22 protein-coding genes and 1 pseudogene are annotated in these 20,954 nt (G+C 59.2%); 5 read left to right on the forward strand and 18 right to left on the reverse strand.

The genetic code is table 11. The features are described from left to right. Window positions 1-38: 38 nt before the first annotated feature. From recG to exbB, 5 genes are all read right to left on the reverse strand, one after another. Window positions 39-2,114: an ATP-dependent DNA helicase RecG gene (recG, locus tag ACI514_RS26180; RefSeq protein ID WP_016985805.1), complete on the reverse strand. Its 2,076-nt coding sequence runs from the start codon at window positions 2,112-2,114 to the stop codon at window positions 39-41. A 9-nt stretch (window positions 2,115-2,123) separates the two neighbouring features. Next, window positions 2,124-3,053, reverse strand: coding sequence for a LysR substrate-binding domain-containing protein (locus ACI514_RS26185; RefSeq protein WP_405122654.1), 930 nt, complete (start codon window positions 3,051-3,053; stop codon window positions 2,124-2,126). Between the two features lie 183 nt (window positions 3,054-3,236). Further along, entirely contained in the window at window positions 3,237-3,983 is a 747-nt protein-coding gene (locus tag ACI514_RS26190; protein WP_405122655.1) for a TonB family protein, read from the reverse strand. Further along, window positions 3,980-4,408 carry a TonB system transport protein ExbD gene (exbD, locus tag ACI514_RS26195; RefSeq protein WP_007920333.1) on the reverse strand — a complete coding sequence of 143 codons (429 nt, stop codon included), beginning with the start codon at window positions 4,406-4,408 and terminating at the stop codon, window positions 3,980-3,982. Before exbD ends, ACI514_RS26190 begins: the two co-directional genes overlap by 4 nt. Window positions 4,409-4,414: 6 nt before the next feature. Further along, complete coding sequence (gene exbB / locus ACI514_RS26200; RefSeq protein ID WP_405122656.1) at window positions 4,415-5,368, reverse strand: tonB-system energizer ExbB; 954 nt, start codon at window positions 5,366-5,368, stop codon at window positions 4,415-4,417. Window positions 5,369-5,556: 188 nt separating this feature from the next. Between exbB and ACI514_RS26205 the strand changes: the two genes are divergently transcribed. Next, complete coding sequence (locus ACI514_RS26205; protein ID WP_160059926.1) at window positions 5,557-6,414, forward strand: SDR family oxidoreductase; 858 nt, start codon at window positions 5,557-5,559, stop codon at window positions 6,412-6,414. Window positions 6,415-6,554: 140 nt separating this feature from the next. On the opposite strand, the gene ACI514_RS26210 is transcribed toward ACI514_RS26205, so the two are convergent. From ACI514_RS26210 to ACI514_RS26235, 6 genes are all read right to left on the reverse strand, one after another. Then, window positions 6,555-7,295, reverse strand: a complete 741-nt coding sequence (locus ACI514_RS26210; protein WP_405122657.1) for a hypothetical protein — start codon at window positions 7,293-7,295, stop codon at window positions 6,555-6,557. Between the two features lie 69 nt (window positions 7,296-7,364). Beyond that, window positions 7,365-7,745: a RidA family protein gene (locus ACI514_RS26215; protein ID WP_014340863.1), complete on the reverse strand. Its 381-nt coding sequence runs from the start codon at window positions 7,743-7,745 to the stop codon at window positions 7,365-7,367. Between the two features lie 24 nt (window positions 7,746-7,769). Continuing rightward, a complete protein-coding gene (gene spoT / locus ACI514_RS26220) occupies window positions 7,770-9,875 on the reverse strand; it encodes a bifunctional GTP diphosphokinase/guanosine-3',5'-bis pyrophosphate 3'-pyrophosphohydrolase (protein ID WP_007920338.1) in 2,106 nt (701 codons plus the stop codon). Between the two features lie 57 nt (window positions 9,876-9,932). Then, window positions 9,933-10,196: a DNA-directed RNA polymerase subunit omega gene (gene rpoZ, locus ACI514_RS26225; protein WP_007894670.1), complete on the reverse strand. Its 264-nt coding sequence runs from the start codon at window positions 10,194-10,196 to the stop codon at window positions 9,933-9,935. Window positions 10,197-10,363: 167 nt separating this feature from the next. Next, window positions 10,364-10,984, reverse strand: coding sequence for a guanylate kinase (gmk, locus tag ACI514_RS26230; protein WP_008078609.1), 621 nt, complete (start codon window positions 10,982-10,984; stop codon window positions 10,364-10,366). Between the two features lie 12 nt (window positions 10,985-10,996). Next, window positions 10,997-11,860 (reverse strand): YicC/YloC family endoribonuclease, encoded by an 864-nt coding sequence (locus ACI514_RS26235; RefSeq protein ID WP_160059924.1) that lies wholly within the window; start codon window positions 11,858-11,860, stop codon window positions 10,997-10,999. A 269-nt stretch (window positions 11,861-12,129) separates the two neighbouring features. Between ACI514_RS26235 and rph the strand changes: the two genes are divergently transcribed. The 3 genes from rph to gltS all read left to right on the forward strand — a co-directional run bounded on the left by rph (window position 12,130) and on the right by gltS (window position 14,815). After that, window positions 12,130-12,852 (forward strand): ribonuclease PH, encoded by a 723-nt coding sequence (gene rph / locus ACI514_RS26240; protein WP_016985814.1) that lies wholly within the window; start codon window positions 12,130-12,132, stop codon window positions 12,850-12,852. 28 nt (window positions 12,853-12,880) lie between these two features. Further along, window positions 12,881-13,249, forward strand: a complete 369-nt coding sequence (locus tag ACI514_RS26245) for a DUF4870 domain-containing protein (RefSeq protein ID WP_007920344.1) — start codon at window positions 12,881-12,883, stop codon at window positions 13,247-13,249. A 357-nt stretch (window positions 13,250-13,606) separates the two neighbouring features. Continuing rightward, window positions 13,607-14,815, forward strand: a complete 1,209-nt coding sequence (gene gltS, locus ACI514_RS26250) for a sodium/glutamate symporter (RefSeq protein ID WP_405122658.1) — start codon at window positions 13,607-13,609, stop codon at window positions 14,813-14,815. 80 nt (window positions 14,816-14,895) lie between these two features. On the opposite strand, the gene ACI514_RS26255 is transcribed toward gltS, so the two are convergent. Continuing rightward, on the reverse strand, window positions 14,896-15,675 hold the full coding sequence (locus ACI514_RS26255) for an exodeoxyribonuclease III (protein WP_160059922.1): 780 nt from the start codon (window positions 15,673-15,675) through the stop codon (window positions 14,896-14,898). Window positions 15,676-15,757: 82 nt separating this feature from the next. Between ACI514_RS26255 and pyrE the strand changes: the two genes are divergently transcribed. Next, on the forward strand, window positions 15,758-16,402 hold the full coding sequence (gene pyrE, locus ACI514_RS26260; protein WP_008078597.1) for an orotate phosphoribosyltransferase: 645 nt from the start codon (window positions 15,758-15,760) through the stop codon (window positions 16,400-16,402). Window positions 16,403-16,506: 104 nt separating this feature from the next. Here pyrE and ACI514_RS26265 read toward each other — a convergent pair whose 3' ends face one another. The 6 genes and pseudogenes from ACI514_RS26265 to dut all read right to left on the reverse strand — a co-directional run bounded on the left by ACI514_RS26265 (window position 16,507) and on the right by dut (window position 20,954). Continuing rightward, a complete protein-coding gene (locus ACI514_RS26265) occupies window positions 16,507-16,890 on the reverse strand; it encodes a hypothetical protein (protein ID WP_160059920.1) in 384 nt (127 codons plus the stop codon). Beyond that, window positions 16,877-17,449 (reverse strand): hypothetical protein, encoded by a 573-nt coding sequence (locus ACI514_RS26270; RefSeq protein WP_160059919.1) that lies wholly within the window; start codon window positions 17,447-17,449, stop codon window positions 16,877-16,879. Before ACI514_RS26270 ends, ACI514_RS26265 begins: the two co-directional genes overlap by 14 nt. An 18-nt stretch (window positions 17,450-17,467) precedes the next feature. Further along, window positions 17,468-17,719 (reverse strand): hypothetical protein, encoded by a 252-nt coding sequence (locus ACI514_RS26275; protein ID WP_160059918.1) that lies wholly within the window; start codon window positions 17,717-17,719, stop codon window positions 17,468-17,470. Between the two features lie 211 nt (window positions 17,720-17,930). Next, the gene (argB, locus tag ACI514_RS26280) at window positions 17,931-18,836 is read right to left on the reverse strand and encodes an acetylglutamate kinase (RefSeq protein ID WP_003229488.1); all 906 of its coding nucleotides are present in this window, start codon (window positions 18,834-18,836) and stop codon (window positions 17,931-17,933) included. A gap of 17 nt (window positions 18,837-18,853) precedes the next feature. After that, a pseudogene (locus ACI514_RS26285) lies at window positions 18,854-20,230 on the reverse strand (phosphomannomutase/phosphoglucomutase); the annotation flags it as partial. A gap of 268 nt (window positions 20,231-20,498) precedes the next feature. Continuing rightward, window positions 20,499-20,954: a dUTP diphosphatase gene (gene dut, locus ACI514_RS26290; protein WP_160059917.1), complete on the reverse strand. Its 456-nt coding sequence runs from the start codon at window positions 20,952-20,954 to the stop codon at window positions 20,499-20,501.

The following is a 20,954-nucleotide window of genomic DNA, read 5'->3' on the forward strand; positions in this document are numbered from 1 at the left end:
GCTTGGTCAGAACGATCTGTCAGAAACTGCGACGGTGCTCACACTTGGCCGTATTGCTGCCCGTGGCGCAACCAGCGATCGAGTAATGGGCTGACGTGGGTTGGCCAGCGTTCCAGCAAGGCTTGCGCGGCGTCGCGGACGGCGGGCAGCAGGTCGGCGTCGCGCATCAGGTCGGCGACTTTGAATTGCAGCAGACCGGTCTGGCGGGTGCCGAGCATTTCCCCGGGGCCGCGCAATTCGAGGTCTTTTTCGGCGATGACGAAACCGTCGTTGGTCTCGCGCATGATGCCCAGTCGCTGGCGACCGATCTGCGACAACGGCGGATGGTAGAGCAGCACGCAATGGCTGGCGGCGCTGCCCCGACCGACGCGACCACGCAATTGGTGCAGTTGCGCAAGGCCGAGGCGTTCGGGGTTTTCGATGATCATCAGGCTGGCGTTGGGTACGTCGACGCCGACTTCGATTACTGTGGTGGCGACCAGCAGTTGCAGGTTGCCAGCCTTGAATTCGGCCATGACGGCGGCCTTCTCGACGGGTTTCATGCGCCCGTGGATCAACCCGACTTTCAGTTCGCCGAGGGCGAGGGTGAGATCTTCGAAGGTGGTTTCGGCGGCCTGACAGGTGAGCTCTTCGGACTCTTCGATCAGCGTGCATACCCAATAGGCCTGACGCCCTTCGGCGCAGGCACCGCGCACGCGTTCGATGACTTCGACGCGGCGGGTGTCGGTGACCAGCACGGTGTTGACCGGGGTTCGTCCGGGCGGGAGTTCGTCGAGGATCGAGGTGTCGAGGTCGGCGTAGGCGCTCATCGCCAGTGTTCGAGGAATCGGCGTGGCGGTCATGATCAGTTGGTGCGGGCACATGCGTCCGCCGACGCCTTTCTGCCGCAGCGCCAGACGTTGCTGCACGCCGAAGCGGTGCTGCTCGTCGATGATCACCAGCGCGAGGTTCTTGAACTGCACTTCGTCCTGGAACAGCGCGTGGGTGCCGACCACCATCGGCGTACCGCTGGCGATCTGTTCCAGCGCGGCGACGCGGTTCTTGCCCTTGAGCTTTCCGGCCAGCCATGCGACTTCAATGCCCAGCGGTTCGAGCCAACGCTTGAAGGTGATGAAGTGCTGTTCGGCAAGGATCTCGGTCGGCGCCATCAGCGCGACTTGATACCCGGCCTCCAACGCCTGCAATGCCGCGAGTGCTGCGACCACGGTTTTACCCGCGCCGACGTCGCCCTGAATCAGCCGCAGCATAGGCTCGTGTTGGCTCAGGTCGTAGGCGATTTCGTTGCCGACCCGCTGTTGCGCGCCGGTCGGGTTGAAGCCAAGGTTGGCCAAGTATTTCGGCGGCAGCTTCTTGGCTTTCGGCATCGCTGGCGCGCGCAGCGAACGCATGCTTTCGCGCAGACGTTGTTGCGACAGTTGATGGGTCAGCAGCTCTTCAAAGGCGAGGCGATGCTGGGCCCAGTGATGGCCGAGGGCGAGTTCGTCGACGTCGGCATCGGCGGGCGGGTTGTGCAGGTAGCGGATCGCATCGGCCAGCGGTGCCAATTGATAGTCGCGGGCCAGCTCGGTCGGCAGCCAGTCGGGCAGAGTGTCTGGCTTGAGCATGGTCAGCGTCTGCAGACACAACTGACGAAGGCGCGCTTGGGTCAGACCTTCGGTGAGCGGGTAGACCGGGGTCAGGGTTTCATCCACCGGCGGCGGTTCGTCACCGGTAATGGCGCGGTATTCCGGGTGGTAGATTTCCAGTCCTGACGCGCCGGGCCGGGCCTCGCCGTAGCAGCGCACCCGCGTGCCGCGCTTGAGGCCTTCTTTCTGTGCGTTGCTGAAATGGTAGAAGCGCAGGCTGAGACCGCCGGTACCATCTTGCAAGCGCACGACGAGGCTGCGCCGGCGGCCCATGACCACGTCGGCGCCGCTGACGGTGCCTTCGACCACGGCGTCCTGCCCCGGTCGCAGCGCACCGATCGGCACCACGCGGGTGCGATCCTGATAGCGCAGCGGCAGGTGAAACAGCACGTCCTGAAGGTTCTCAAGACCGACCTTGGCCAGTTTCTCGGCCATGGCTTCGCCGACACCCTTGAGTGCCGTCACCGACACTTGCGACAACTCCGTCATGACGCTCGCTTAACCGGCCGTAACCGATGCCGCTGGCTTGGCCACCGAACACAGGCGAATGGAGTCGGCGAGGATCTCGATGGCTTTCGGCCGTGGGAAACTCGCGCGCCAGGCGATGGCCACAGTGCGGAACGGCACCGGCGGCGACAGTGGGCGCACTTCGATCACGCCGGGGGCGTAGTGATGGCTGTCGACCGCCGACAACGGCAGGATCGAGATGCCCAGACCGGACGCGACCATGTGGCGGATGGTTTCCAGCGAGCTGGATTCGACCGTGGTGTGCTTGGCGCCGTCGTTGCCCTTGGTCAGGGTCGGACAGGCTTCCAGCACTTGATCGCGGAAGCAGTGGCCTTCGCCAAGCAGCAGCAGGCTCTTGTCGTTGAGCAGGCCGGCGTCGATGGTTTCTTTTTGCGTCCACGGGTGCTGGGCCGGCATCAAGACGTAGAACGGCTCGTCGTACAGCGGCAGGGTCAGCACGTCGGCTTCGTTGAACGGCAGGGCGATGATGATCGCGTCGAGTTCGCCGTTGCGCAGTTTGTCGCGCAGCACGTGGGTGAAGTTTTCTTCGATGTACAACGGCATCTGCGGTGCGACCCGGTGCAGCTGCGGAATCAGGTGCGGGAACAGGTACGGGCCGACGGTGTAGATCGCGCCGACTTTCAGCGGCGCGGTCAGCTGGTTTTTGCCGGCTTGGGCCAGTTCACGGATGCCTTGCGCTTGTTCGAGGACTTTCTGCGCCTGGGCGACGATGCCTTCGCCGACCGGGGTCAGGCGCACGGCGCTTTTGCTGCGCTCGAAAATCAGCACACCGAGTTCGTCTTCAAGCTTTTTCACGCCCACCGAGAGGGTCGGCTGGCTGACGTGGCAACGTTCGGCGGCGTGGCCGAAATGCTGCTCTTGGGCGAGGGTAACGATGTAGCGTAATTCTGTGAGGGTCATAGCAAGCGTCCATGAAGATGCGGGCCAAGCATACCGGCTGCAATCGATAGACGCACGTTATCAGACTGAGGGCCCAATGCGACTACGTCATAAAGCAAAAGATCGCAGCCTTCGGCAGCTCCTACAGGGAAATGCATTCCAATGTAGGAGCTGCCGAAGGCTGCGATCTCTTGGTCTTGCTACTTAACGGCGGCGTTCGAGGGAATAAACAAACGGCGCAACAATTTCGATCGAGCCGTTGTTGAGCATGTCGGCCGGTGGCTTGGGCAGCGGTTGCGCGCGGCGGATCATTTCCAGGGTAGCCCGGTCCAGATCGGCGTTGCCCGAGCGGCCCACCAGTTCGAACGACAGCACATTACCTTCGGCATCCACCACGAAACGCAGGCGGTTCAAGCCTTCCTTGCCCCGTGCCTGAGCACTGGCCGGGTACTTTTTGTACTTGGCCAAATGCGCGAGCAGGGTGCCTTGCCAACTGGCCTTGGCAGCCATCTGAGCCGGAGAAGGACCCGGTGCAGGCTGGGCGGATTTCTCCGTAGGGGCCTGGGTCGGTTGCGTGTCGGCCGGCTTCTCCTCGGAAGGTTTTTCCTTCGGTGGATCGGGCAGCTTCTTCTCGACCGGCTTCGGCGGTTTAGGCTTGGGCTTCGGCTTGGATTTCTGCACCGCGATTTCAGCTTTCGGTGCTTCGGCCAGCTTCGGAATCGGCAACTCTTCAACCGGAGCCGGTGGCTGCGGCGGTGTGACGACTTTCGGCGGAGCAGGCGGTGGCGGGGCCGGAACCGGGGCCAGTTCGACCATCATTGCCTGCGGCGGCAATTCGATGGGCGGGCGGGCGGTCCAGTTCAGCGCCAGCGCGATGGCCAGCGCGTGAACGCCCAGCACCACGGCCAGGCTACCGCTGTAACGCGTCAGCTTATGGCGCGTCGTGATCATTTCTTGGCTGCCGTCTCAAGTCCGACCAGACCGACCTTCAGATAACCGGCGGAGCGCAGTTTATCCATCACGCTCATGAGGTCGCCGTAATCCACGCCTTTATCGGCCTGGAAGAAGATGGTGGTGTCTTTCTTGCCCTGAGTCTTGGCGTCGAGCACGGCGCCAAGGGTTTCGGCTTTCACTTCATCGTCGCCGATGTACAGGCGTTGGTCAGCCTTGACGCTGAGGAACACCGGTTTTTCTGGCCGCGGTGCCGGTTTGGCGGTCGAGGCAGGCAGGTCGACTTTGATGTCCACGGTGGCCAACGGAGCGGCCACCATGAAGATGATCAACAGCACCAGCATCACGTCGATGAACGGCGTGACGTTGATTTCGTGGTTCTCGGCCAGATCGTCGTCTGCGCCTTCTTTCAAATGCAGGCCCATGGCCGATTACCCCACTTTGACCATGTGCGGCTGGGAGCTGCGCTCAGGCTGGTGGTCGAGGTCGCGGCTGACCAGCAGCAGTACTTCTGCCGAGGCATCGGAAACCTGCGCCTTGTAACCGGCGATGGACCGGGCGAAGACGTTATAGATCACCACGGCCGGAATCGCAGCAACCAGACCCAATGCAGTGGCCAGCAGCGCTTCAGCAATACCGGGCGCGACGACAGCAAGGTTGGTGGTCTGGGTTTTGGCGATGCCGATGAAGGAGTTCATGATGCCCCACACGGTACCGAACAGGCCGACAAACGGCGCGGTGGAACCGATGGTGGCGAGGACGCCGGTGCCGCTGCTCATATTCCGACCGCAGGCCGCGACCAGGCGCTCGAGACGGAAGCTCACGCGTTCCTTGATGCCTTCTTTCTCGCGGCTGTTGACCGACAGGCGCATCTCTTCGAGGGCGTCGTGCACCAGCAGGTTGGCGAGGGTGCCTTCCTTGCCGGCGGTGGCGCTGGCTTCTTTAAGGGTGGTGGCTTTCTTCAGTGCAGCGATTTCGCCACGCAGACGACGCTTGGCGCCCATCAGCTCGAAGCCTTTGGCGATCCAGATGGTCCAGGTGATGATCGAAGCGATGGCCAGACCGATCATGACGATTTTCACGATGATGTCGGCGTTCTGGTACATGCCCCAAGGCGACAGGTCGTGGGCCATGCCCAGGCTGTTGTCGGCTTCGAGAACTTCAGGAACGTCGGCAGCGTCAACTGCTTGCACCGGATCGGTAGCGGCCGGGGCAGCCGGAGCAGCGGCTGGTGCGCTTTGCTCGGTGGCGGCTGGCGTTGCAGGTGCCTGGGCGTCGGCGAAAGCGGCGGTCGGTGCCAGCATCAGGCTGAGCAGCAGAGCCGCCACTGCGCTCCAGGCGCGAGGTCGTTTGGTTGGCGAAGCGGGGATTTGATTACGTGTCATGCTGGCCGGACCTGAGATAGAAAAACGTTGATGCTCTTCCAGGCCTCGTGAGGCCGAGAACAAAAGTGACGTGCATTATTGCAAGTAATTCTTGTTAACAAAAGTAATAGAGTATCTTTTTTTCTACCATTGCTAGCCGTTCGTCCTGTGCCAGAGCTAGTCTGTGCCTTTCCGATAGGAGTTTTTTGATGTCCGCGCCTTCTGTTTTGATTGCCGGTTGTGGTGATGTCGGCAGTCGTCTGGCCAAGCAATTGCTGGCGGCTGGCTGGGAAGTTCACGGCCTGCGCCGGGATGTTTCGAAGCTGCCTGCTGGAGTGATCGGCGTTGCCGGCGACCTGTTCAATGAAGACTGCCCGGCGACCTGGCCGGTGGGTGCCGTGGACTATCTGGTGTATTGCGCCGCCGCCACTGATCACGATGAGGCCGGTTATCGCGCGGCTTATGTGCAGGGTTTGCAGAATGTCCTGAGTTGGCTGGACGACTATGGGCAGGTGCCTGAGCGGCTGGTCTTCGTTTCCAGCAGCAGTGTGTATGGGCAGCAGGAGGGTGAGTGGGTCGATGAGACATCGGCGACGGTCGCTGCGGGTTATTCCGGGCGGTTGATGCTCGAAGCGGAGCAAGTGGCGCTGAACAGTGGCATTCCTGCGAGCATTCTGCGTTTGACCGGGATCTACGGGCCGGGCCGCGAATGGCTGCTGACTCAAGTGCGTCGCGGTTATCGCGTGGCGGTTGATCCGCCGCTGTATGGCAATCGGATTCATGCTGACGACGCGGCAGGATTGCTGGCGTTCCTGTTGGAGAAAGATCGGCAGGGCGTGAAGCTGGAGGATTTCTATATCGGCGTTGACGATGCGCCCGCGCCGTTAGCGGAAGTCGTAGGCTGGTTGCGTGAGTATCTGGGCGTTACCGAATGGTCTGAAGATGCCAGTGTGCGGCGCACCGGCAGCAAGCGCTGCAGCAATGGCCGGGCGAAAGCGTTGGGCTGGACGCCAACGTACCCAAGTTACCGCGAAGGCTACGCCGCGATCCTCGAAGGTAAATGCTGACTTCCTGACACCCCAAAAACAAATGTAGGAGTGAGCCTGCTCGCGATAGCGGTCTGACATTCAACACTTATGCTGACTGTTAGACCGCTATCGCGAGCAGGCTCACTCCTACAGGGGATCTCAGCGAGTTGAGGTCCGGGTTACTGCTTCTCCAGCAACCACTTGCGCTCACCAGCGGTGAACTGCGGTTGTTCATCCGCCAACGCAGCATTCACCGCCTGGAGAATTTCCAGCTCTTTGCCCTTGCGCACAAAGATCCAGTTATTGCCCTGACCATTCTGCTGCAACCACATGCTGTCATTGCCGTTGCTCATCGAGGCGCAATCGCCCGCCAGGCATAACGCATAACGGTCGGCACCCGGTAAGCCGGAGACCTGGCCATCCGCCTGGAATTTCACGGTGCTGCCTTCGCCCTGGCCGTTGGTGATTTTCCAGTCACCGCCCAGATAGGCCGAATACAGCGCACGTTCGAAGCTGGCGCCGATCGGTGCGCCCTCCGGCACGGGAATCTGTGCGCGGTCGAAAACCTGCTCGGGTTCGTTCTCGCTGGCGGCTTGCTGCAGTTGCCCGCCATCGCGTTTCAGCTCACTGGCGGAGCTGCCATAGAAGTCGACCTTCCAGGCGCCGGATTTCTCACCCAGCAGCCGTCCTTCGACGTTCTCAAAACCGTTGGTGTAGCGGGCCTGACCGGCCTTGGTGTTAACGTCCCACTCAAGGTTCGGGCCGTAAGCCTGAAGCGCTTCGCGCAGGGGGCCGCCCTTGGCTGCGGCATCGATCGCCACCTGGTTGATCCAGGTGCCACTGATGTCACGGTCGGCAGGGTTGCTGGCGCAGCCGCCGAGGAAAATGGCGAACAGCGGGAGAGCTAGCGCTTTGCGCATGGTGGAATCCTTTCAAAACCTTTTCTTGCTGAGCAGTCGGCGCGGCGTTTGAGGGCCGCGCCGTGCGCATCACTCGATGACCAGAATGGCATCCATTTCAACCTGCGCACCCTTTGGCAGGGCAGCCACGCCAATGGCGGCGCGGGCCGGGTATGGCTGGTCGAAGTACTTGCCCATGATCTCGTTGACCTTGGCGAAGTGGCTCAGGTCGGTGAGGAAGATATTCAGTTTGACGATATCCTTGAACGAACCGCCGGCGGCTTCGGCCACTGCTTTGAGGTTCTCGAACACCTGGACGGTCTGGGCTTCGAAGCCTTCAACCAGTTCCATGGTTTTTGGGTCCAGAGGAATCTGACCCGACATGTAAACGGTGTTGCCTGCCTTGATCGCCTGGGAGTAAGTACCGATGGCGGCCGGGGCCTTGTCGCTGGTGATAACAGTCTTGGTCATGTATGACTCCTTGTTAGGGTTGCGTTATGCACGCATGCGGGTGATGCGAATCACCCCGGTCAAGGCGCGCAGCTTCTTGATCACGCGGGCCAGGTGCACACGATCGTGGACGCTGACCACCAACTGGACCACGCTGATGCGACCATCGCGTTCGTCCATGCTGATTTTCTCGATATTGCCGTCAGCCGCGTTGACGCTGCTGGCCAGCAGAGCGATCAGGCCGCGCTGGTGTTCCAGCTCGACGCGCAGTTCGACGTTGAATTCGCCGGTGACATCCTTGGCCCACGAGAGCTGGATGCATTTTTCCGGGTTGTGCCGGATTTCGCTGATGTTGCGGCAGTTGTCCAGGTGCACGACCATGCCTTTGCCCGCCGACAGGTGCCCGACAATCGGGTCGCCCGGGATCGGCGTGCAGCACTTGGCGTAGCTCAGTACCAGACCTTCGGTACCGCGAATGGCCAGCGGTCCTTCCGGGCTTGGCAACTGTTCGCCTTCGCCGAGCAGCCGTCGGGCAACGACGTAAGCCATGCGGTTGCCGAGGCCAATGTCTTCGAGCAAGTCTTCGATCAGTTCGAGGCGGTACTCGGTGAGCATGGCTTTGACGCGTTCGGCCGGGATCTTCTCCAGCGAACTGTCGAAACCGTTGAGCACCTTGTTCAGCAGGCGTTCGCCGAGGCTGATGGACTCGGAGCGACGTTGCAGTTTCAGCGCATGGCGGATGTGCGTGCGCGCCTTGCCGGTGACGACGAAATTGAGCCATGCCGGATTCGGTCGGGCGCCGGGAGCGCTGACGATCTCGACCGTGGAGCCGCTTTGCAGCGGTTCGGACAGCGGCGCGAGACGACGGTTGATCCGGCAGGCAATGCAGCTGTTGCCAACGTCGGTGTGCACCGCGTAGGCAAAGTCGACCGCCGTGGAGCCTTTCGGCAGCTCCATGATCCGGCCTTTGGGCGTGAACACGTAGACCTCGTCCGGGAACAGGTCGATCTTCACGCTCTCGATGAATTCCAGCGAGTTGCCGGCACGTTGCTGCATTTCCAGCACGCCTTTGACCCACTGGCGGGCGCGGGCGTGAGTGCCTTTCGGCTGTTCGTCACCGCTGGATTTGTACAGCCAATGGGCGGCGATGCCGTTGTTGGCCATCTCTTCCATTTCGCGGGTACGGATCTGAATCTCGATCGGTACGCCGTGCATGCCGAACAGCGTGGTATGCAGCGACTGATAGCCGTTGGCCTTGGGGATCGCGATGTAATCCTTGAAGCGCCCCGGCAACGGTTTGTACAAATTATGTACAGCGCCGAGCACGCGGTAGCAGGTATCGACCTTGTCGACGATGATCCGGAACGCGTAGACGTCCATGATCTCGTTGAAGGCCCGACGCTTGCCGCGCATTTTCTTGTAGATGCCGTAGAGGTGTTTCTGGCGACCGCTGACTTCGCCCTGGATGCCGTCGATGGCGAGGCAATGGCCGAGGGATTCTTCGATCTTGTTGACGATTTCCTTGCGATTGCCCCGGGCGCGTTTGACCGCCTGGTAGATCCGCGCGGAACGCATCGGGTGCATGGCCTTGAAGCCGAGGTCTTCGAATTCGATGCGGATCGCATGCATGCCCAGCCGGTTGGCGATGGGCGCATAGATTTCGAGGGTTTCCTTGGCGATCCGGCGGCGTTTTTCGCCGGACAGCACTTCCAGCGTGCGCATGTTGTGCAGGCGGTCGGCAAGCTTGACCAGGATCACGCGAATGTCGCGCGCCATGGCCATGGCCATTTTCTGGAAGTTTTCGGCTTGGGCTTCGGCCTTGGTCTCGAAATTCATCTGGGTCAGTTTGCTGACCCCATCGACCAGTTCGGCCACGGTTTCACCGAACTGCGCTTGCAGCGCTTCTTTGGCGATACCGGTGTCTTCGATCACGTCATGCAGCATCGCGGCCATCAGACTCTGATGGTCCATGTGCATGTCGGCAAGAATATTCGCCACCGCAAGAGGATGCGTGACATACGCCTCGCCGCTGCGACGGCGCTGACCGTCATGGGCTTGTTCGGCGTAGAAATACGCTCGGCGGACCAGGTTGACCTGGTCGTTGCCGAGGTAGGTCGATAAGCGATCGGCGAGGGCGTCTATGCTCGGCATGATAATTCCTGCCGTAAGCTGTGATCCCGCGCCGTGCTACGTCGACCAGGCATAGGCTTAGACGGCCTCGTTGGACTCGTCCTCGAACGCTGCGAACAGCGGTTCGTCTTCGACGATCTCAGCGTTGGCGATGAACTCGTAGCTCATCAGGCCTTCAGCGATTTCACGCAGGGCAACAACGGTAGGCTTGTCGTTTTCCCACTGAACCAGTGGCTCTTTGCCGCCGGTGGCCAGTTGACGGGCACGTTTGGTAGAGAGCATGACCAGCTCAAAACGGTTTTCCACGTGGTTCAGGCAGTCTTCAACGGTTACGCGGGCCATGGTATTCCTCGGAGCGAATGCAATATGCGCGCTGCCCGGTTGGGCGAGCGGACTCAACAGTTTAAAAAATCACCAGCGATTAGGGAAGCGCTGATTTTTTGACCAAGCCCTTCAACGCGCTGCAAGCTCCAATGTAAAGCGCTTGCAGGCGTTTTGGGAAGTGCTGATTAACCGAGCAATTCGGCAAGCAATTTGCCGAAACGTACCTGCTGGCGTTTCTGTTGGAGTTGATTGGCGCGGAAAATCGCCTTCAGATCGTCCAGTGCGTGAGCAAAATCGTCGTTGATGATCAGGTAGTCGTACTCGACATAGTGACTCATCTCGCTGACCGCTTCGCGCATCCGGCCGTCAATGATCTCGTCGCTGTCCTGACCGCGGTTGGTCAGGCGCTGGTGCAGGGCTTGAAGCGACGGCGGCAGGATAAAGATCGAGCGTGCTTGCGGCATCAACTTGCGCACTTGCTCGGCGCCTTGCCAGTCGATTTCCAGAATCAGGTCGTGGCCTTCGTCCAGCGTCTGCTGCAGGCGGCTTTGCGAGGTACCGTAGAAGTTGCCGAAGACTTCGGCGCGTTCGAGGAAGTCGCCATGCTCGCCCATCTTCACAAACTCTTCGCGGGTCACGAAGTGATAGTTCACGCCGTCCACTTCGCCCGGACGCATGGCGCGGGTGGTGTGCGAAACCGAAACGCGAATTTCCGGTATGGCGTCGGTCAAAGCCTTGACCAGGCTGCTTTTGCCCGCGCCCGATGGCGCGGAAATAATGTACAGAGTGCCGGTGCTGTGGGTCATGTCGGGGTTGCCTTACTCAATATTCTGCACTTGTTCACGCATCTGCTCGATCAACACCTTGAGGTTGACGGCGGCTTGGGTGCTGCGCGGGTCGAAGGCCTTGGAGCCCAGTGTGTTGGCTTCGCGGTTGAGTTCCTGCATCAGGAAGTCCAGGCGGCGCCCGGCAGCGCCGCCGGACTTCAGTACCCGGCGCACTTCGATGATGTGGGTGCTCAGGCGATCCAGTTCTTCGGCCACATCGCTCTTTTGCGCGAGCATGACCATTTCCTGTTCGAGGCGCTGCGGGTCCAGCTCGGCTTTCATGTCGTTGAAGCGGTCGAGGACTTTCTGGCGTTGGGTGGCGAGCATCTGTGGCACCAGTTCACGCAGGGTCACTACGTCTTCTTCAATGGAAGTCAGGCGCTCGTTGATCAGGCGTGCCAGCTCCGCGCCTTCGCGCTCGCGGCCGGCCTTCAACTCTTTCAGGCCTTGATTGAACAGGGCCAGTGCGTCGGCGTTCAATGCCTGCGGGTCAGTCGCATCACCCACGAGTACACCGGGCCAGGCCAGCACTTCCAGGGGATTGAGTGCGGCAGGATTCTTGATCAGGCCGGCAATGGTCTCGGCTGCTGCGACCAGTTGCGCGGCGCGCTCGCGATCGACTTGCAGGGTTTTGCCGGTGCTTTCTTCGGTGAACCGCAGGGTGCATTCGAGTTTGCCTCGCGACAGGCCCTGACGCAGCGCTTCACGCACCGCGCCTTCGAGGTCGCGAAACGACTCTGGCAGACGCAAATGTGGTTCCAGATAGCGGCTGTTGACCGAGCGCAGCTCCCAGCTCAGGGTGCCCTGGGCGCCGGCTTTTTCGACGCGGGCGAAGGCGGTCATGCTGTGCACCATGGCGGTGACCTCGCAATGCAGATCGGCGCAGCAGGATGTTCCGCAGGCTCGATATCAATGAATTTAAGCCGACTGGCAGCAAAGGCGCAGGATTGTAGCGCAGTGCGGCGAATGCGCCCAAACACACGGTGTGACAAAGGGCTGCAGCCCGTCGGTAATCGGTGTTTCAGGGGCTTCAATCGTCGCCCGGATTTTTTAACGAGTGCCCAGGCGCGGTGCAGCGCTCTATAATGCTCGGCAGTTTTCCGTCCCCAGTACAGGTATTCCCTATGAAACGTCCAAGTGGTCGCGCTGCCGATCAGCTCCGCTCGATCCGCATTACCCGCAACTACACCAAACACGCCGAGGGATCCGTACTGGTCGAATTCGGTGATACCAAAGTCATCTGCACCGTCAGCGTCGAAAACGGCGTGCCGCGTTTCCTCAAGGGCCAGGGCCAAGGCTGGTTGACTGCCGAATACGGCATGCTGCCGCGTGCTACCGGCGAGCGTAACCAGCGTGAAGCGAGCCGTGGCAAGCAGGGCGGTCGCACCCTGGAAATCCAGCGTCTGATCGGTCGTTCCCTGCGCGCTGCGCTGGACATGTCCAAGCTGGGTGACGTCACCCTTTACGTTGACTGCGACGTGATCCAGGCTGACGGTGGCACTCGCACCGCTTCTATCACTGGCGCAATGGTTGCACTGGTTGATGCGCTGAAAGTGATCAAGAAGCGTGGCGGCCTGAAGGGTGGCGATCCGCTCAAGCAAATGATCGGTGCGGTATCCGTCGGCATGTATCAGGGCGAGGCCGTGCTGGATCTGGACTATCTTGAAGATTCCGCTGCCGAGACCGACCTCAACGTAGTGATGACCAGCACCGGTGGTTTCATCGAAGTACAGGGCACCGCTGAAGGCGCGCCGTTCCAGCCTGAAGACTTGAACGCCATGCTGGAACTGGCCAAGCAGGGCATGAACGAAATCTTCGAACTGCAAAAGGCTGCACTGGCCGACTGAGCAGGTTGATAACCGCAAGGAGGACGCGATGAGTGACGAGCAAGAGTTGCTGCCCAAACCGAGCCAAGAGGTTCGCCAATGGGCGATGTTTTGTCACTTGTCCGCCTTGTTGGGGATCTGGATTCCATTCGGCAATTTGATCGGGCCGTTGATCCTGTGGCAGATGAAGCGCGAGACAGACCCGTTCATCGATGCCCAAGGCAAGGAGGCGCTGAATTTTCAGATCACTGTCGCCATCGCATCGTTGATCTGCTTTCTGCTGATGGTGCTGATCATCGGTTTCTTTCTGTTGGGAATACTGGCTATCGGCGCACTGGTTTTGACGATCATTGCCGGAGTGAAAGCCAATGAAGGTTTTCCTTACAGATATCCATTTACGTGGCGCCTGATCAAATAAGAAACGCGCAAAGTTCTAATACCAATGCCCTGACATGTCAGGGCATTTTTATTTATGCAGCATAATTAATCGTTACTGTATGTAGGAATAGTCTGGCTGCGATGACAAGTCCTGTTATTTTCGCATATACACTTTTAGTCACAACTGCATTGGCTTGGTTAGGATTCATGTCCTTGGAATCAAGGTCAACGATTGTTAAAGTTGCTCGGCTAATATTTCTAATGAAATATGAAGATATGTTCAAGCCATCGAAGGCTCTTGAATTCCCGAGTAATCAGTGTTGAGACAATCAGCCGGTTCAGGGGGTGGATGCAGGTAAAAAATTCGCCTCTGAATAAATAGCCAAGAATAATTCCAATGATTCAGCTCGATTTTTACGGAACGCTTGTGGCCGCTTCCTTAGTACTTCTACTGGGGCGCGGGCTCGTTAGGCGTGTTGGCTTCATGCGCAGTTACAATATCCCTGAACCTGTCGCAGGTGGCTTGGTAGTTGCCTTGATTTTACTGTTACTGCGAACGTTCGATATTGAAATTCGCTTTGATACTTCCTTGCAAACACCTTTGATGCTGGCCTTTTTTGCCACCATTGGGCTGAGCGCAGACTTCGCCAGTCTGAAAAAAGGCGGGCGCATCGTCGGAATATTCTTGCTGGCGGTCACCGGTCTGTTGGTGGTGCAGAATGCGATGGGGATCGGGTTGGCAAAAATGCTTGGGCTCGACCCGTTGATGGGGCTGCTGACCGGATCGATCACCCTGGCGGGCGGTCATGGAACCGGCGCTGCTTGGGGCACGGTATTCAGCGAGAAGTACGGTCTGGCCTCAGCGTCCGAACTGGCGATGGCCTCCGCGACGTTTGGTCTGGTGTTGGGTGGTTTGATCGGCGGGCCGGTTGCGCGGTTGCTCATCAAGCGAGTGGAGGTGCCCGGTTGCAATCAGCAGGAAGTGCCACGGTTGCCAAAAGGTTTTGAACAGCCGAACAAGGAGCGCTCGATCACGCCATTTTCGTTTGTCGAAACCCTCGCTCTGATTGCAGTCAGCTTGCTCGCGGGCAATCTGTTGAACGGCCTGCTGCAAGGGACTGCATTCGAGTTGCCGACGTTTGTGTGTGTCCTGTTTGTAGGCGTTGTGCTGCGCAACGGTCTTTCAGCGCTGGGCTTGTATCAGGTGTTTGAGCGTGAGGTCTCGGTACTGGGTAATGTCAGTCTGTCGTTGTTTCTGGCGATCGCCCTGATGTCGCTCAAGTTGTGGGATCTGGCCGCGCTAGCGCTGCCGATCTTCATCATTCTGGCGATGCAGGCCATGGTCATGGCGCTGTTCGCGATTTTCGTGACATTCCGGGTGATGGGCCGTAATTACGATGCCGCCGTCCTGGCGGCGGGGCATTGCGGTTTTGGCCTGGGTGCCACGCCGACTGCCATTGCCAACATGCAGGCCGTGACGCAACGCTACGGCCCCTCGCAGATCGCTTTTCTGGTGGTGCCGATGGTCGGAGCGTTCTTCATCGACATAATCAATGTCATCGTGATCAAGCTGTATCTGGCTTTACCGTTCTTCGTCGCAGTCTGAATTCGAGCCTGTCTGGAAGTGACGCATAAAAAATGCCCGTATCTTGCGATACGGGCATTTTTTGTACTGCAAAACGACGCTTAGATGGTCAGCGTCCAGTCGTAGTCGACGATCAGCGGTGCGTGCTGCGAGAACCGTGGCTGACGTGGCAGGCGTGCGCTGCGCACAAAGCGTCGCAGGCCTGGAGTCAGGATCTGGTAATCGAAACGCCAGCCCAGATTGAGCATCTCGGCCTGTTCGCTGTCCGGCCACCAGCTGTACTGGTCGCCTTCACGGCTGACTTCGCGCAGGGCATCTACGTAGCCCATGTTGCCGACAATCTCGTCCATCCAGGCGCGTTCTGGCGCCAGGAAGCCCGGAGATTGCTGGCTGTCGCGCCAGTTCTTGATGTCGAGCTTCTGCTGCGCCACGTACAACGAGCCACAATAAATGTACTCGCGACGTTTGCGTCGCTGTTTGTCCAGGTACTTGCCGAAGTCGTCCATGAGCTTGAACTTCTGGTTCAAGTCCTCGTCGCCGTTCATCCCCGAAGGGAGCAGCAAGGTGGCAATACTGACTTTGTCGAAATCTGCTTGCAGGTAGCGCCCGTAGCGGTCGGCCGTCTCGAAACCGAGACCGCTGATGACAGCCTTCGGTTGCAACCGCGAATACAAAGCCACGCCGCCTTGGGCAGGGACTTCAGCATCGCAGGCATAAAGGAAGTAGCCATCCAGTTGGAAGGCTGGGTCATCCAGTTCAAAGGCGGAGGCACGGGTGTCCTGCAGGCAGATGACGTCGGCATTCTGTGCTTGCAGCCAACTGAGCAAACCACGCTCGACTGCAGCCTGAATACCATTGACGTTCACACTGATGATCCGCATAAATGGCCCCAAAAATCGCGTGCGTGTATGATACACGGCGTCAAGCTAATTAGCTAAATCCGTGGTATTTGGGGTTTTTTTCATGCAAGCGTATCAGCGCGATTTCATTCGTTTTGCCATCGATCGCGGCGTTTTGCGCTTCGGTGAGTTCACCCTGAAGTCCGGGCGCACCAGTCCTTACTTCTTCAACGCCGGCCTGTTCAATTCGGGCTCGGCCTTGGCGCAGCTCGGGCGTTTCTACGCTGCGGCCATCGCTGAAAGCGGTATTCCTTTCGACGTTCTGTTCGGCCCGGCCTACAAAGGCATCCCGCTGGCGGCAACCACTGCCGTTGCGCTGGCCGAGCATCACGACCGTGACCTGCCATGGTGCTTCAACCGCAAGGAAGCCAAGGCTCATGGCGAAGGCGGTAGTCTGGTCGGCGCGCCATTGACCGGTGATGTGCTGATCATCGATGACGTGATTACCGCCGGCACCGCAATCCGTGAAGTGATGCAGATCATCGCCTCGCAGGACGGCGCCAAGGCTGCCGGCGTACTGATTGCCCTGAACCGTCAGGAGCGTGGCAATGGTGAGTTGTCGGCCATCCAGGAAGTCGAGCGCGACTTCGGCATTCCGGTGATCAGCATTGTTTCGCTGAATCAGGTGCTGGAATTCCTTGCCGATGATCCGCAGCTCAAGCAACACCTGCCAGCCGTGGAAGCGTACCGCGCCCAGTTCGGCGTCTGATACGACATCATTCTGTAGGAGCTGCCGAAGGCTGCGATCTTTTGATCTTAAAAACAGAATCAAAAGATCGCAGCCTTCGGCAGCTTCTGCAGGGGGGGGGCGGTTTAACGCAGGTTTCGCCATTTTCTGAGCAGTTTCACGGTTAATCCTGTGTTGATCAGTGCAAATGCCAGCAACGCCATTACGACCATTACGTACAGCGTGCGATCCACATCAAAATCCCACAGATCCAGTGTGCTGCTGCGAATAATCCCCACCGCAGCCGGCAGGTTGACGTAAAACAGCGCCACAAACGCGCACGTCAGCGGCAGCGCGCGCCCGTAAAAAGCCCCCCGAACCTTGTCCCTGCTGCGTTTTCTGTTCAGCGGCCCCGACTGGTATTCATCCAGCGCCAGCGCTTCACTGAGCGCCGGCCACGCCAGATTGAACATGAACGTGGTCAGGGTCAGCAGCAAGCCACTGACCGCGACGATGTCACTGAACGGCATTGAGCCCCAGCGTCGTGCAGAGCAAGTCGTGGGAGTCTTCGCTGATCTCGAACTGCCCGGCGCTGCCTTTGCGCTTGGTGATGGGTTTGAAGGTCGGCTCGTTCTGGGTGATCAGCATGTTCAGCTCATCGCGAATCACGTCCGAGCTGATGACCACCAGAAACACGGTTTGCGCGTGTTCGGCTGTCTCGATCACCGCGCGCATGCTGTGCTGGAGGATGTCGTCGAGCTGATTGCGAAAGCGTGAAACGGTGTTCTTCAGCAAGGTTTTGCTTTGGCTCTGGGTCAGCTGGAAGATCGTCGAGATCTGCGACTCGGTCGGCAGTGTTTGCCCGAAGTAGCTTTGAATCAGGTAGAGCAGGCGATCCTGCTTGGCCTCGTCAGCGCGACTGGGCATGCCGCCCTCGACCAGCATTTTCAGGTATTCGGTCAGACTGGCCTTGGCTATACGCTGCAAGGCGTGGGCGATTTCCGCGTCGCCGATGCGCAAGGTTTTCTTGACCGGTTCCTTTTGTTCCAGCTCGAAAGCGTCGGCGTCAATCGTGAACGAGATCTGCATGTTTCAGGCGCTCCGGGGTTATTTTTTGTTCGAGGGCGTGATGACCTCGGCGCTTTTGATGTTGGCAGGCTGTTCTGGATAAGGGTCTTTGATCGCATCACCTTGCCCAGTGAGGATTTTCCAGCCATTCAACGCATGTGCTGTTTTGCGAAATTGCGGGCACGGAGGCATCGAGGTCTTGGCTTGATTGGAATACTGATGGCCGCAATCAACACACTCGTAAGTGCCAGGGGAAACATCGCTGCCGTAAGGGACGTAATCTTTTTGCATGGGTAAGTCTCCGGTGGATGAAGGGAGGATCCTAGGGAGATTTGTTCTGAGGGAATGTCGGACGTTTCGCTGAGTTATGTCGGACGTTTCTTGCGGGCACAAAAAAGATCGCAGACTTCGTCAGCTCCTACAGGGAATTCATACAAATGAAATTCCGTGTGATGTAGGAGCCGACGCAGGCTGCGATCTTTGGCTTTTCAGCAATTACCGATCAAGGACGCTTGCGATTGCTGATCAGCGTACCCACACCGGTATCAGTGAAGATTTCCAGCAGGATCGCGTTAGGCACTCGACCGTCAATGATCAACGAACTACCGACGCCGCCCTGAACCGCTTCCAGCGCGCAGCGAATCTTCGGCAGCATGCCGCCGTAGATGGTGCCGTCGGCGATCAGATCGTCGACCTGCTGGGTGCTAAGGCCAGTCAGCACGGTGCCCGACTTGTCCATCAGGCCGGCGATGTTGGTCAGCAGCATCAGCTTCTCGGCTTTCAACGCCTCGGCAACTTTACCAGCGACCAGGTCAGCGTTGATGTTGTACGACTCGCCGTTCTCACCCACGCCAATCGGCGCGATGACCGGGATGAAGTTGCCTTTGACCAGCAAGTTCAGCAGTTCGGTGTTGATCCCGACCACTTCACCTACCTGACCGATGTCGATGATTTCCGGCTGAGTCATCTCCGGCGTCTGGCGGGTCACGGTGAGCTTCTTCGCACGAATCAGCCCGGCGTCTTTACCGGTAAGGCCGATGGCGCTGCCGCCGTGACGGTTGATGAGGTTGACGATGCTCTTGTTGACCTGGCCGCCGAGGACCATTTCCACCACGTCCATGGTCGCGGCATCGGTGACTCGCATGCCATCGACGAAATGGCTTTCGATCGACAGGCGCTTGAGCAGATCACCGATCTGCGGGCCGCCACCGTGCACGACCACCGGGTTGATGCCCACGGCTTTCATCAAGACGATGTCGCGGGCGAAGCCGGTTTTCAGCTCCTCGCTTTCCATCGCGTTGCCGCCGTATTTGATCACCAGGGTCTTGCCGACATAGCGTCGGATGTAAGGCAACGCTTCGGACAGGACCTGGGCGGTATGGGCGGCGGCTTCGCGTTCGAGGGTCATTCAGGGCTCCGGGTGGATCAGAACGGTAGTTGGAGATCAGGTGCAACGCGTTTCAGTTGGGCGTGGAACACATCCTTGATGCGTTGCAATTCAGCCTCGTCATCGGCCTCGAAGCGCAGCACCAGCACCGGTGTGGTGTTGGACGCGCGCACCAGGCCCCAGCCTTTGGCGTAATCGACTCGCACGCCGTCGATGGTGGTCAGGTCAGCGCCTGCGCCCCACTGTGCGTCGTGCAGTGCATCAATGATGCTGAATTTGCTCTCTTCGGTCACATGGATATTGATTTCCGGCGTAGAAATATCGTTCGGGAAGGTCGCAAACAGCTCTTCCGCAGTGGATTTTTCCTTGCTAAGGATCTCCAGCAGCCGTGCGGCGCTGTAGATACCGTCGTCGAAGCCGAACCAGCGTTCCTTGAAGAAGATGTGCCCGCTCATTTCGCCGGCCAATAGCGCACCGGATTGTTTCATTTTCTTTTTGATCAACGAATGACCGGTCTTCCACATTAGCGGTCGGCCGCCGTATTCCTTGATCAGCGGCACCAGACGGCGGGTGCATTTGACGTCGAAGATGATTTCCGCGTCCGGATTGCGCGCCACTACGTCGCGGGCGAACAGCATCAGCAGGCGATCGGGGTAGACGATGCTGCCGGTGTTGGTCACCACGCCGACACGGTCGCCGTCGCCGTCGAAGGCGAGGCCGATGTCGGCGTTGGTTTCCTTGACCTTGGCGATCAGGTCGACGAGGTTTTCAGGCTTGCCCGGATCCGGGTGGTGGTTCGGGAAGTTGCCGTCGACCTCACAGAACAGCGGAATCACTTCGCAATTCAGCGCTTCGATCAGTTGCGGGGCAATCACGCCGGCCGCGCCGTTGCCGCAGTCGACCACGACCTTCATGCGCCGGGCCAGTTTGATGTCCTGGACGATTTCGGTGTTGTAGCGGTCGAGGATTTCTACTTGGGTGACGCTGCCCGTGCCGCTGCTCAAGTTGTTGGTCTTGAGGCGTTCATGCAGGGCCTGGATCTGTTCGTTGGCGAGGGTGTCGCCGGCGATGACGATCTTGAAACCGTTGTAGTTCGACGGGTTGTGGCTGCCGGTGAGCATCACCCCGGATTTGCCGGCCAGGACGTTGGCGGCGTAGTACAGCGCCGGCGTCGGCACCAGACCGACATCGCTGACGTGGCAGCCGCTCTCGGCGATGCCGCGGATCAGCTCGGCAACCAGTTCGGGGCCGGACAAGCGGCCGTCGCGACCGACGGACACGTTCGGCTCACCTTGGGCCAGGCTCTGCGAACCGATGGCGCGGCCAATCCAGTAAGCAGTTTCGGCATTGAGGAATTCCGGCACGGTGCCGCGAATGTCATAGGCGCGGAAAATGCTGTCGGGCAGCTTCGGGGCAATCTTGGCTGGGGTGCTCATCTACGGAAATGCTCCATCTCGAAAGTGGCGGGACAGACCGACGAATCGTTCGACGGCAGGCTCAAACTGAAGGGTATGACGGCGTTTTCCACAGAGAGTTCGTGGTGCGAAAGGGCCATGACGCCTCGGCTGGCGTGACTTTCGGCCGGCAAAACCTTGATTTTTGGCGGTAAACCATTCAACTGATCTGCCTGAAATTTTCCCCTGTGGCGCTGTCTCCGGCAGCGCCTGCAGGGGATTTTTCCGCTTAGTTGGTGCCGGTGTGGCCGAAGCCACCGGTGCCGCGTTCGCTTTGGTCAAACTGCTCGACTATCTCAAAGTGAGCTTGAACCACGGGTACAAGAACCAATTGAGCGATACGTGAGCCAACCTCGATGTTGAATGCAGTCGATCCGCGGTTCCAGCATGAAACCATCAATTCGCCTTGGTAGTCGGAATCGATCAGACCGACGCTATTGCCCAGCACTATGCCGTGTTTATGACCCAGCCCTGAGCGAGGCAAAATCAACGCCGCCAGACCCGGGTCGCCAACGTGGATAGATAATCCTGTTGGGATGAGCAGGGTTTCTCCTGGATTCAGCATCGTGTCCTGTTGGAGCATGGCTCTCAGGTCCAGGGCAGCGGAACCCAGAGTGGCGTATTGCGGCAGCGGGAATTCGCTGCCGATGCGTGGGTCGAGGATCTTGGCTTGCAAAGCGTGCAT

Origin of the sequence: Pseudomonas sp. M20 (assembly GCF_045037865.1) — a bacterium.
GTDB lineage: Bacteria > Pseudomonadota > Gammaproteobacteria > Pseudomonadales > Pseudomonadaceae > Aquipseudomonas.